This is a genomic window from Pseudomonas sp. B7(2017), assembly GCF_002112745.1.
Lineage (GTDB): Bacteria > Pseudomonadota > Gammaproteobacteria > Pseudomonadales > Pseudomonadaceae > Aquipseudomonas > Aquipseudomonas ekonensis.
Window position 1 is genome coordinate 175,725 of record NZ_NEIP01000004.1, and the last position, 12,006, is coordinate 187,730.

General features: G+C 65.0%; 9 protein-coding genes. 4 read left to right on the plus strand and 5 right to left on the minus strand.

The window, feature by feature from the left end:
- Positions 1–3: 3 nt before the first annotated feature.
- The gene (emhB, locus tag CAG29_RS09915) at positions 4–3,168 is read left to right on the plus strand and encodes an efflux RND transporter permease subunit EmhB (protein WP_085581717.1); all 3,165 of its coding nucleotides are present in this window, start codon (positions 4–6) and stop codon (positions 3,166–3,168) included.
- Positions 3,165–4,625, plus strand: a complete 1,461-nt coding sequence (gene emhC, locus CAG29_RS09920) for an efflux RND transporter outer membrane subunit EmhC (RefSeq protein WP_085581715.1) — start codon at positions 3,165–3,167, stop codon at positions 4,623–4,625. The genes emhB and emhC overlap by 4 nt, the downstream gene beginning before the upstream one ends.
- 60 nt (positions 4,626–4,685) lie before the next feature.
- On the opposite strand, the gene CAG29_RS09925 is transcribed toward emhC, so the two are convergent.
- The 4 genes from CAG29_RS09925 to CAG29_RS09940 all read right to left on the minus strand — a co-directional run bounded on the left by CAG29_RS09925 (position 4,686) and on the right by CAG29_RS09940 (position 8,669).
- Positions 4,686–6,641 (minus strand): DUF692 family multinuclear iron-containing protein, encoded by a 1,956-nt coding sequence (locus CAG29_RS09925; protein WP_085694342.1) that lies wholly within the window; start codon positions 6,639–6,641, stop codon positions 4,686–4,688.
- 16 nt (positions 6,642–6,657) lie between these two features.
- Positions 6,658–7,641, minus strand: a complete 984-nt coding sequence (locus CAG29_RS09930) for an HEXXH motif-containing putative peptide modification protein (protein ID WP_256576787.1) — start codon at positions 7,639–7,641, stop codon at positions 6,658–6,660.
- Positions 7,642–7,833: 192 nt separating this feature from the next.
- The gene (locus tag CAG29_RS09935; protein ID WP_085581709.1) at positions 7,834–8,310 is read right to left on the minus strand and encodes a GNAT family N-acetyltransferase; all 477 of its coding nucleotides are present in this window, start codon (positions 8,308–8,310) and stop codon (positions 7,834–7,836) included.
- Between the two features lie 98 nt (positions 8,311–8,408).
- On the minus strand, positions 8,409–8,669 hold the full coding sequence (locus CAG29_RS09940) for an Os1348 family RiPP precursor (RefSeq protein ID WP_085581707.1): 261 nt from the start codon (positions 8,667–8,669) through the stop codon (positions 8,409–8,411).
- Between the two features lie 590 nt (positions 8,670–9,259).
- Here CAG29_RS09940 and CAG29_RS09945 point away from each other — a divergent pair.
- Positions 9,260–10,519: an OprD family porin gene (locus CAG29_RS09945; RefSeq protein WP_085581705.1), complete on the plus strand. Its 1,260-nt coding sequence runs from the start codon at positions 9,260–9,262 to the stop codon at positions 10,517–10,519.
- 185 nt (positions 10,520–10,704) lie between these two features.
- Positions 10,705–11,511, plus strand: coding sequence for a methyltransferase domain-containing protein (locus CAG29_RS09950; protein WP_085581703.1), 807 nt, complete (start codon positions 10,705–10,707; stop codon positions 11,509–11,511).
- Positions 11,512–11,607: 96 nt separating this feature from the next.
- On the opposite strand, the gene pcaC is transcribed toward CAG29_RS09950, so the two are convergent.
- Positions 11,608–12,000 (minus strand): 4-carboxymuconolactone decarboxylase, encoded by a 393-nt coding sequence (pcaC, locus tag CAG29_RS09955; RefSeq protein ID WP_085581700.1) that lies wholly within the window; start codon positions 11,998–12,000, stop codon positions 11,608–11,610.
- Between the last annotated feature and the right edge of the window lie 6 nt (positions 12,001–12,006).

Below are 12,006 nucleotides of genomic sequence, written 5' to 3' on the forward strand. Positions count from 1 at the left end.
TCCATGTCAAGATTCTTTATCGACCGCCCGATCTTCGCCTGGGTGATCGCCCTGGTGATCATGCTGGTCGGCGCCCTTTCGATCCTCAAGCTGCCGATCAACCAGTACCCGAGCATCGCGCCGCCCGCCATCGCGATCCAGGTGACCTACCCGGGCGCGTCCGCGCAGACCGTGCAGGACACCGTGGTGCAGGTGATCGAGCAGCAGCTCAACGGCATCGACAACCTGCGTTACGTGTCGTCGGAAAGTAACTCCGACGGCAGCATGACCATCACCGCGACCTTCGAGCAAGGCACCAACTCCGACACCGCGCAGGTGCAGGTCCAGAACAAGCTGAACCTGGCCACCCCGCTGTTGCCGCAGGAAGTGCAGCAACAGGGCATCCGCGTCACCAAGGCCGTGAAGAACTTCCTGCTGGTGATCGGTGTGGTGTCGCGCGACGGCAGCATGACCAAGGACGACCTGTCCAACTACATCGTGTCGAACATGCAGGATCCGATCTCGCGGACCGCCGGCGTAGGTGACTTCCAGGTCTTCGGCGCCCAGTACGCGATGCGCATCTGGCTCGACCCGGCCAAGCTGAACAACTTCAACCTGACCCCGGTCGACGTGAAGACCGCCATCGCGGCGCAGAACGTCCAGGTGTCGTCCGGTCAGTTGGGCGGCCTGCCGGCCGTGCAAGGTCAGCAACTGAACGCCACGATCATCGGCAAGACCCGTCTGCAGACCGCCGAGCAGTTCAAGGAAATCCTGCTCAAGGTCAACAAGGACGGCTCCCAGGTTCGCCTCAAGGACGTCGCCGACGTCGGCCTGGGCGGCGAGAACTACTCGATCAGCGCCCAGTTCAACGGCAGCCCGGCCTCCGGCCTTGCGGTCAAGCTGGCCAACGGCGCCAACGCCCTGGACACCGCCAAGGCGCTGCGCAAGACGATCGACGACCTCAAGCCGTTCTTCCCGCAAGGCATGGAAGTGGTGTTCCCGTACGACACCACCCCGGTGGTGACCGAATCGATCAAGGGTGTGGTTGAAACCCTCGTCGAGGCGATCGTGCTGGTGTTCCTGGTGATGTTCCTGTTCCTGCAGAACTTCCGCGCCACCGTCATCACCACGATGACCGTGCCGGTGGTGCTGCTCGGCACGTTCGGCATCCTCGCCGCCGCCGGCTTCAGCATCAACACCCTGACCATGTTCGGCATGGTGCTGGCCATCGGCTTGCTGGTGGACGACGCCATCGTCGTGGTGGAGAACGTCGAGCGGGTGATGAGCGAAGAAGGCCTGTCACCGAAGGAAGCGACCAAGAAGTCCATGGGCCAGATCCAGGGCGCCCTGGTCGGCATCGCCCTGGTGCTGTCGGCGGTACTGCTGCCGATGGCGTTCTTCAGCGGCTCCACCGGTGTGATCTACAAGCAGTTCTCGATCACCATCGTGTCGGCCATGGCCCTGTCGGTAATGGTCGCCCTGATCTTCACCCCGGCGCTCTGCGCCACCATGCTCAAGGCGATTCCGCACGGCGAGCACGGTGCGCCGAAAAAAGGCTTCTTCGGCTGGTTCAACCGCAACTTCGACCGCGGCGTGCGCAGCTACGAGCGCGGCGTCGGCAACATCCTGCAACGCAAGGCGCCGTACCTGCTGGCGTACCTGCTGATCGTGGTCGGCATGATCTGGCTGTTCTCGCGCATCCCGACCGCGTTCCTGCCGGAAGAAGACCAGGGCGTCCTGTTCGCCCAGGTGCAGACCCCGGCCGGCTCGACCGCCCAGCGCACCCAAGTGGTGGTGGACGAAATGCGTGAGTTCCTGCTGCGTCCGAGCAAGGACGGCGGCGAAGGCGACGCCGTGGCGTCGGTGTTCACCGTGACCGGCTTCAACTTCGCCGGCCGTGGCCAGAGCTCGGGCATGGCGTTCATCATGCTCAAGCCGTGGCACGAGCGTAACGCCGACAACAGCGTGTTCAAGCTCGCCGCCCGCGCCCAGCAGCACTTCTTCACCTTCCGCGATGCGATGGTGTTCGCCTTCGCCCCGCCGGCGGTGCTGGAGTTGGGCAACGCCACCGGTTTCGACGTGTTCCTGCAGGACCGCGCCGGCATCGGCCACGAAAAACTGATGGAAGCGCGCAACCAGTTCCTCGGCATGGCGGCGCAGAGCAAGGTGCTGACCCAGGTGCGTCCGAACGGCCTGAACGACGAGCCGCAGTTCCAGCTGGAGATCGACGACGAGAAGGCCAGCGCGCTGGGCATCACCATCGCCGACATCAACAACACCCTGTCGATCGCGTTGGGCTCCAGCTACGTCAACGACTTCATCGACCGCGGCCGGGTGAAGAAGGTGTACGTGCAGGGTCGTCCCGACTCGCGCATGAACCCCGAAGACCTGAAGAAGTGGTACGTGCGCAACGCCGCCGGCACCATGGTTCCGTTCTCCGCGTTCGCCAAGGGCCAGTGGATCTACGGCTCGCCGAAGCTGGCGCGCTACAACGGCGTGGAAGCGATCGAAGTCCTCGGTGCCCCGGCGCCGGGCTACTCCACCGGTGAAGCCATGGCCGAAGTCGAAGCCATCGCCAAGAAACTGCCGGCCGGCGTGGGCATTTCCTGGACCGGCCTGTCGTACGAGGAACGCCTGTCGGGTTCCCAGGCGCCGGCGCTGTACGCCCTGTCGCTGCTGATGGTGTTCCTGTGCCTGGCGGCGCTCTACGAGAGCTGGTCGATCCCGATCGCGGTGATGCTCGTGGTGCCGCTGGGGATCATCGGTGCGCTGATGGCCACCAGCCTGCGCGGCCTGTCCAACGACGTGTACTTCCAGGTGGGTCTGTTGACGACCATCGGTCTTGCGGCTAAAAACGCCATTCTGATCGTCGAGTTCGCCAAGGAGCTGCACGAGCAAGGGCGCAGTCTGCGCGACGCGGCCATCGAGGCCTGCCGCATGCGTCTGCGGCCGATCATCATGACGTCGCTGGCCTTCGTGCTCGGCGTGGTGCCGCTGGCGATCTCCACCGGCGCCGGCTCCGGCAGTCAACATGCGATCGGTACCGGCGTGATCGGCGGTATGCTCACCGCAACGATCCTGGCGATCTTCTGGGTACCGCTGTTCTTCGTCACCGTGTCGTCCATGGGCCAGCGCAAAAACGCCGGCAAGGACGACGCCACAGAAACCCCTAAAGAGGCTGGCCAATGAGCAAGTCGCTACTCTCCATCGCAGTCGCCGCCTTCGTGCTGAGCGGTTGCTCGCTGATACCGGACTATCAGCAACCCGAAGCGCCGATTGCCGGCCAGTACCCGCAGGGCCCGGCATATTCGCCGGCCCAGGCGCCGGCGCAGGCCGCCGCCGAGCAGGGCTGGAAGCAGTTTTTCCATGACCCGGCCCTGCAGCAACTGATCCAGGTCTCGCTGGAGAACAACCGCGACCTGCGCGTCGCGGCGCTGAACATCGACGCCTATGCGGCCCAGTACCGCATCCAGCGCGCCGACCTGTTCCCGGCGGTCTCGGCCAACGCCAGCGGCAGCCGCCAGCGCGTCCCGGCCCGGGCCTCGCAGACCGGCGAAGCGTCCATCAACAGTTCCTACTCGGCCACCGTCGGCATCAGCGCCTACGAACTCGACCTGTTCGGCCGGGTGCGCAGCCTGAGCGAACAGGCGCTGCAGCAGTACTTCGCCACCGAAGAGGCGCGCCGCAGCACCCAGATCAGCCTGGTGGCCAGCGTGGCCAACGCTTACCTGACCTGGCAGGCCGACAAGGAACTGCTCAAGCTGACCCAGGAGACGCTCGCCGCCTTCGAGGAAAGCTACAAGCTGACCAGCCGCAGCAACGAGGTCGGCGTGGCCTCGGCGCTGGACCTGGCCCAGTCGCGTACCTCGGTGGAAAACGCCCGTGCGCAACTGGCCCGCTACACCCGCCAGGTGGCCCAGGACGAAAACAGCCTGACCCTGCTGCTCGGCACCGGCATCCCGGCCAACCTGCAAGCGGCCCGGCCGCTGTCCGATGACCTGCTCAGCGACGTGCCGGCCGGCCTGCCGTCGGACCTGCTGCAACGCCGTCCGGACATCCTTCAGGCCGAGTACAACCTGAAGGCGGCCAACGCCAACATCGGCGCGGCCCGAGCGGCGTTCTTCCCGAGCATCAGCCTGACCGCCAACGCGGGCACGCTGAGCCCGGACCTGTCCGGCCTGTTCAAGGGCGGCTCGGGCACCTGGCTGTTCCAGCCGCAGATCAACCTGCCGATCTTCAACGCCGGCAGCCTGCGCGCCAGCCTCGACGCCGCCAAGATCCAGAAGGACATCGGCGTGGCGAACTACGAGAAGTCCATCCAGACGGCCTTCCAGGAAGTCGCCGACGGCCTGGCCGCCCGCCAGACCTACACCGAGCAGCTGCAGGCCCAGCGTGACTTCGTCGCCGCCAACCAGGACTACTACCGCCTGGCCGAGCGTCGCTACCGCATCGGCGTCGACAGCAACCTGACCTTCCTCGACGCCCAGCGTCAGCTGTTCAGCGCGCAACAGGCGCTGATCACCGACCGCCTCGCGCAGTTGACCAGTGCGGTCAACCTGTACAAGGCCCTGGGCGGCGGCTGGAATGCGCAGACCGCGCAGAACGAGCCGCTCAAGGAAGAAGCGCCGAAGATGAAGCTGTTCTGACCGCGCCGCGATGAACGAAAAGCCCACCGAACGGTGGGCTTTTTGCTGTCCGGGCCTTGTTCAGCCACCCACGCCGTTGAGCAGGAACACCGGCTCTTCCAGATAGTCGAGCCCCAGGCGGTTCTCGAACATCTCGTCGCGCAGCGCGGCGGTGGTGAAGCAGCCCAGGTTCAGGGCCGTGGCCACCAGGGAGAAGGTCTGGCTCAGGTGCCCGGCGTCCATCATCGCCACCCTGAGCGCCCGGCTGAACTCGTACTTCCAGGCCAGCCGCTCGACCCTTGCGGTGGACACGAACACCGCCGCCGCGTCCTTCACCCAGGGCTGCCCGCCGCAGGCTTCGCTGATCCAGGCCCGCGGATCCTCCCGCGAAATCAGCTCCAGCCCGTGGCGGCGCACCGAATAGTGATAAAGCCCCCGTTCGAACCCCTGCACGTTCATCAGCACCGCGTACACCTCGGTGACTTGCAGCGAACCGCCGGAAGGCGAGGTCTTCTTCAGGAAGAAATCGCCCATGCCGTTGGGCTCCATCGCCGTCATGCCCCAGGTGTAATAGAGCAACAGGGACAATTGCGTCGGCGTCAGCGGTGCGCCGCCGAAGGCCCGGGCCGTGCGCCGGGCGCACAGCGAATCCAGCAGCGTGGCGCCGGCGATGGCCTCGCCGGGCGCCAGCAGCGGGTTCTCCAGGGCGATGAACGGGTGCGAGTGATAGTCCTTGAAGGACGAGGGCTGGCGTTGCTGCGAGGCTTTCTGCTCCAGCTCGGCCTCCAGCTCGACGACGCTGACGTAGGGCGTCTGCAACCCCGTGCGGGTGCTCAGGTAGAACTCCAACGCCGCTTCCCAGCGCGACCACAGCCGGTGCGCCTGCCTGCGCCCCGAGTCCGACAGGCGCCCCACCGGCTGCACGATGCCCTGCCCGACCAGGGTGCCGAGGAACGCCAGGCTGTTGTCCTGCGCCGGGCTGCGCAGCACGCCCGGCAGCATCAGGGCGCTCTCCAGCGTCCGCGGGGTCATGAAATGGTTCAGCAGCGGCAGCAGGGTCAGGCAGAACTCCAGGCTCAGGCCGGTGCGCCGGTCATGCACGACGAACGTCGACGCGCCGACGCTGAACCATACGCTGTCGCGCAGCTTGAGCAGATCCCCGGGCTCCGGGGCCGGCGCCGGCGCCGGCGGTTCGATCGGCCGCTCCCGCCCCTGCCAGAACAGCGTCTTGGGCTTGAGTCGCTTGAGGTCGCGCACCAGTGTTTCCAGTTGCGCGTCGCCGGCCTTGTCGTCGATGTCCCACTCCAGGGTCACCGCCCTGACCGGAGACCGCGCAAACAGCTCCTTGAGCAGATCCCAGTCCCGCCGCGGATGGCCGGTGTGGATCTCGATCAACCGGTCCAGCGGCAGCGAACGCAGGTAATCCTTGAAGTCGTAGCCCTGGGCCCGGGCGGTGGCCAGGGCGCTGTCCAGATCCAGCAGGAACCCCGCACCGCTGCGCGCCACCACGCCCGAAATGAACTCGCCCTCAGACTGCTCCGCCGCGTCGGCCAGCGCGAACAGGCGCGGCGCGTTCTCCAGCACCAGCGGCGTGGCGGTCAGCGCCTGCAGCTCAAGGGCGTTGGCCACCACGGTGTCGGCCACCTCCTTGGCCAGGGTCGGCAGGATGAAATGCTGGGTGTCGCCGCCATGGAAGCGCGACCAGGAGATGTGCTCGGCCAGCCACGGCGAGCGGGTCGCGTCGCACAGGCGCCGGGTCATGCGCAGGAACTCACGGTCCATCGCGATCCCCACACTGCCCAACGACAGGCTGGAGGAATGCAGCAGGCTCGGCGTCTGCGCCCCGACGTCGAGCAGGCGCGGCTGCAGGATGCTGTGGGTCGGCTGGAACTCCAGGTAATCGAAATGCGGCAGCCCTTCGGCGAGGATCCGCTCAAGCACCGGGTCGAGGCCGTGATCCGGATCCGGCCGCTTGGGCAAGTGGTACTCCAGCCCCACCCCAGCCTCGGGAAACCGCGAAGCATCGAATAGCGTCATGGTCGCCTCCCTGGCGTCAAGCGGTGGCGCCCAGCACCGGCAGTGCGGCGGACAACGGGGCGGTGATGGCGAGCAGGCCGGCGTGGCGGCTTTCCATGGCCCGCACCTCCGCCGCCAGGTTGTCCAGCAACTGGCGCCCGTGGCGGGTGAAGTCGGGGCTGCCTTCCAGGTCCGGCAAGGCCCGGATCAGCCCGCGCACGATGAACAGCATGCGGTTCTGTGCGCGCTTGAGTTCCTCGGCGGAGCGCGAACGCACCCGCTCCATGTACTTGACCAGCGCGATGTACACGTAGAACGCATGGAAGTAGCCATACAGGTCACGCTTCTGCCCCGACCACGGCAGGCTGAACGTGGCCTCCTGCGAAGTCTGCGGCTCGACCACCGGGGCCACTTCGACGACGTGGTAGAGCAACTGATGGGTGGCCTCGTGCACCAGCGATTCTTCCAGGTCGAGGATCGACTCGTCCCGGCTCGCCAGCAGGACCACCCCGGTGTAGCGCGAGGCCGAGCAACTGCGGAAAGTGCCGTCGGGCAGGAAGCAGATGGATTTGATCAGGTGCCTGATCTGTTCCCGGCAGTCCGGCCAGGTGTGTTCGATCCGCAGCAGGGCGATCTTCACCACGTCGGCAAAGAACCGGCTGGAAAACACGCCGCGCTCCAGACGCTTGCGGGCCGCATCGTCTTCCGGGAACTCGTAGCTGGGCGGCGTGGCCTGCATGATCAACGGGTCGGCATCGAACCGGTACACCGGCGGATCCTCCGGAAAAACGCCAGAGGCCTGCCGGGCCTTGACCCGGCTCAACATGTCGGCGAACCCGGACACAGTCTTTTCAAGTTCCGCCGTGCCTTCGACCTTCCCGGTCAGGATATGGTTGGTGTCACGGAAAGCCTGGCCGACCCAGATCTGAAACACCGGATCATTGACGATCGGATACTGTTCACGTTTCGGCAGGACGATAAGTTCGACCGCCTGATCAAAGAAGTCCGATAAGCGCGCCACCTCGGCAAACAACTTGTATAGCTCAGCATATAAAACAGTGAACGTCGTGAAGCGGTTCCGGCTGACATGTTCGAGCAATGTTTCAAACCGGGACATATCGGTATCCGGAAGAAAGGTAGTGCCCTTGAACAGTTCATCGACAGCCGCATCAAGTTGGCCGTGGTGTGCAATATCCATGTTCAACCATCCTTTTCAGGCAGGCGGCAATGGCTTCGCCATGCTCAGGCTGGCGATGTCATACCCCAATTGTTCATAAAGGCGACGGGCCGGCGCGTTGCGGCCGAACACGTGCAGGCGCATTTCTTCGCACCCGTGCTGGCGCGCCCAGTCCTCGGCGGCCAGCATCGATTGCCGGGCATAGCCTTGGCGGCGCTCGCCGGGCTCGATGTAGACATCCAGGATGAAGGCGATCGACCGGGTACCGACATGCCGCTGGGCGATCCACAGTTCGCCGATGCGCCGTTCCCCGTCCTTGATCACCCAGAGCCGGTGGCCGGCGGTCTGCCGCCCGTGTTCAAGCAGCTGCGTGAACGCCGCGCTGGAGCGCTGCGGCGCCTCTTGCTCGCTCCACTCTCCCGAAGCGGCCATGCCCTGGGCGTACTCCTCCACCGCCCGTTCGGTGAACACCGTAAAATCCGCATCGTCCATGGGAACCAAGGTGACAGGCATGAGCGGCTCACTCCTTGTCCAAGCGCTTTCGATCAGGCCGTTTGGCGTGCTTCGGAACCGGATCGCCGCTCCGGAGCGCGCCAAACGGCCCCCGGGCGTCAGTCCATCCGCGCCTGGACCTGCTGTTGCTGGTCAAAGATCGCGGCAGTGCCCAGCTTGTCGCGAATGCCCGCCCCTGCGCTGACCAGTTTGGCGGAGTCGATGTTTTTCACCGCCGTGAGTTCGGTGGCACTCAAGTGCACGCCGATCCTCTTGGCGGCGCCTTCGGCGTCCTTATGCAACTGTTCCGCAAACTCCTTATCAATAAGGGCACGACCCACCACTGTCGCGAGACGTTCCTGATTCACTTTTGCAGACATGCTTTCTCTCCTTGTCATCAATAAAGAAACATCCCGGGCGAAACATTAAACTCCCTGTCCCCTCCGGGAATCCTGAATATAGCAACGCCGCTTTCCTTTGCCAGTTACAAGCACGGATATCATTAAATCTTTTCACGATAAGCGACAACACCAAATATTAAGTTTATCCGGCGATTATCCAGGCACCTTTAATTGCCATATTTACTGTAAGAACTTTCCTACTACCAAAGAAATAAACAGTTCAAACTCCGCCATTAATTCAGCGGCAAAAAAACAATCAGCGAACAAGCAACATAAGCACGGGATTTGATTGGGAATGGCGCCCGTGGGGCAGAGGCAACCGCCGCCGATTTGCGTTCGATAATCGCCCACAACCCGGTTCACCCCGATTGAATCCCCGCGCCGATCCCCTTCACCATTGCCCGCACCGACAAAACCAATAAAAACAGGTTCATCCCCATGACCACGCGCCCTCCCCGCTCGGGCTGATCCGCCCCTCCGCCATGACGACCGCTTTTTTTGTCTGCAACCCAAGGTTGCGGCGGCGCCCTGCCTCATCCCCAACAAAACAATCAGAGAGACCCGAGCCCATGACCCGTTCCCCTGCCCCTTTCGCCCTTCCCGGCCTGATCGCCTTGACCCTGGCCGGCACGGCCCTGCCCGCCGCCGCCGAAGAGCCGGGTTTCATCGAAGGCGCCAAGGCCGGCCTGAACCTGCGCAACTTCTACATCAACCGCAACTTCACCGACCCGACCAAGGCCCAGGGCAAGGCCGAGGAATGGACGCAGAACTTCATCCTCGACGCCAAGTCCGGCTTCACCCAGGGCACCGTCGGCTTCGGCCTCGACGTGCTGGGGCTGTACTCGGTGAAGCTCGACGGCGGCAAGGGCACCGGCGGCACGCAACTGCTGCCGCTGGACCATGACGGCCGCCCGGCGGACACCTTCGGCCGCACCAACGTCGCGTTCAAGGCCCGGTTGTCGCAGACCGAGATCAAGGTCGGCGAGTGGATGCCGGTGCTGCCGATCCTGCGCTCGGACGACGGTCGCTCGCTGCCGCAGACCTTCCGTGGCGGGCAGCTCACCTCCAAGGAAATCGACGGCCTGACCCTCTACGGCGGTCAGTTCCGCGCCAACAGCCCTCGCGACGACAGCAGCATGGGCGACCTGTCGATGACCGGCAAACCGGCGTTCACCTCCGACCGCTTCAACTTCCAGGGCGGCGAATACGCGTTCAACGGCAAGCGCACCCAGATCGGCGTGTGGAACGCCCAGCTCAAGGACATCTACCGCCAGCAGTACGTCAACCTGACCCACAGCCAGCCGTTGGGCGACTGGACGCTGGGGGCCAACCTCGGCTTCTTCTACGGCAAGGACGACGGCAGCGCCCGGGCCGGCGACCTCGACAACAAGACCTGGTCGGGCCTGTTCTCGGCGAGGTACGGCGCCAGCACCTTCTACGTCGGCCTGCAGAAGCTCACCGGCGACAGCGCCTGGATGCGGGTCAACGGCACCAGCGGCGGCACCCTGGCCAACGACAGCTACAACTCAAGCTACGACAACGCCCAGGAACGTTCCTGGCAGGTGCGCCACGACTACAACTTCGCTGCCCTCGGCGTCCCCGGCCTGACCCTGATGAACCGCTACATCAAAGGCGACAACGTGCACACCGCCACCACCTCCGACGGCAAGGAATGGGGCCGCGAGTCGGAGCTGGGCTACACCGTGCAGAGCGGCACGCTCAAGGACCTGAGCGTGCGCTGGCGCAACTCGACCATGCGCCGGGACTACAGCAACAACGCGTTCGACGAGAACCGCCTGATCGTCAGTTACCCGATCAGCCTGCTGTGATCCGTTGCGGGAGCGGGCCTGCCCCGCTTTCCCTTCCGTCAGAAAGCCCTGTGCGGCGTGCGCAATCCAGTAAAGTGAGTGCACCTGACAGACTCAGGTGACTCCCCTTTTCCGCTTCCGTTATCTGTTGAAGTTCGAGCCAGGCTGTCATCGGAAGACACCACCGATCACCGGAGGACACCCTCATGGTCGCCCGACTCGACGCGACACCCGACTGGGACGCCAAGGCTTACCAGCGGTTTGCGCTGCACCGGCAAAGACCGGTCAACGAACTGCTCAGCCGCATCACGCTGAAAAAGCCCCAGTGCCTCTACGACCTGGGCTGCGGCACCGGCATCGCCACCCGATTGCTCGCCAGGCGCTGGCCCCGTGCGTACCTGTGCGGCATCGACAGCTCCGCGCAGATGCTTGAGGAGGCGCGGCGCCTGCCGATCACGGCGCACTGGCAGCAGTGCGACCTGCTGCACTGGCGACCCGACCGGCCGGCGGATCTGTTGTTCGCGGCGGCGGTGCTGCACTTTCTCGACGACCACGAACAGTTGCTGCCGCATCTGCTGGGCCATCTCAACCCCGGCGGCTGCCTGGCGGCACACTTGCCGAACTGGCGCGACGCGCTGTGGTACCGGCTGATGCTCGACACCCTCGACGATGCCGGCCCCGGCGGCAAACCCTTGGGCTCGGCGCAGTTGCGCCAGCGCATGGCGGCGCGGCCGCTGCTGTCGCTGGAGGGCTACTACCGCCTGCTGGCGCCGCTGACCCGCTCGCTGGACATCTGGGAAACCGAGCAACTGCAGGCGGTGCAAGGCCAGTCGCCGGTCTACGACTGGGTCAAGGTCTCGGCGCTGCGGCCGGTGCTGCAAGGGCTGGACGCCGGGGAGCAGGCGCGGTTCATCTACCACTACCTGCTCAGGCTGCATGCGCACTACCCCCCGGAGGACGACGGGCTGACGCTGTTTCCGTTCAAGCGGGTGTTCATGGTCGCCAGGGTTTGAGCTCACTCTGCCGAAGGCTGTGTCCACAATCCCCGCATCCACCCGAGATCCCCGTGGGAGCCAGCCTGCTGGCGATGGCGTCAGTCCAGACGCCGCTCAACCGCGGGATTCGACCCCCAGTTCATCCCACACCGACTCGGCCAGGTGGAACGTCGCGTTGGCCGCCGGGATCCCGCAGTAGATCGCGCTCTGCATGATCACTTCCTTGATCTCGCCCCGGCTCACGCCGTTGTTGGCGGCGGCGCGCAGGTGCAGCTTGAGTTCGCCTTCGCGGTTCATGCCGATCAGCATGGCGATGGTGATCAGGCTGCGGGTGTGGCGCGGCAGGCCCGGGCGGGTCCAGATGTCGCCCCAGGCATGACGGGTGATCATCTCCTGGAACTCGGCGTTGAACTCGGTCAGGGCGTTCAGGCTGCGGTCGACGTGGGCATCGCCCAGCACCGCGCGGCGCACCTGCATGCCGTCGTCGTAACGTTGCTTCTCGTCCACGGTGTC

What these genes read in the sequence shown, in the direction of transcription:
- emhB (WP_085581717.1), top strand. Translation starts at nt 4, where the DNA reads ATGTCAAGATTCTTTATCGACCGCCCGATCTTCGCCTGGGTGATCGCC.
- emhC (WP_085581715.1), top strand. Translation starts at nt 3,165, where the DNA reads ATGAGCAAGTCGCTACTCTCCATCGCAGTCGCCGCCTTCGTGCTGAGC.
- CAG29_RS09925 (WP_085694342.1), bottom strand. Translation starts at nt 6,641, where the DNA reads ATGACGCTATTCGATGCTTCGCGGTTTCCCGAGGCTGGGGTGGGGCTG.
- CAG29_RS09935 (WP_085581709.1), bottom strand. Translation starts at nt 8,310, where the DNA reads ATGCCTGTCACCTTGGTTCCCATGGACGATGCGGATTTTACGGTGTTC.
- CAG29_RS09940 (WP_085581707.1), bottom strand. Translation starts at nt 8,669, where the DNA reads ATGTCTGCAAAAGTGAATCAGGAACGTCTCGCGACAGTGGTGGGTCGT.
- CAG29_RS09945 (WP_085581705.1), top strand. Translation starts at nt 9,260, where the DNA reads ATGACCCGTTCCCCTGCCCCTTTCGCCCTTCCCGGCCTGATCGCCTTG.
- CAG29_RS09950 (WP_085581703.1), top strand. Translation starts at nt 10,705, where the DNA reads ATGGTCGCCCGACTCGACGCGACACCCGACTGGGACGCCAAGGCTTAC.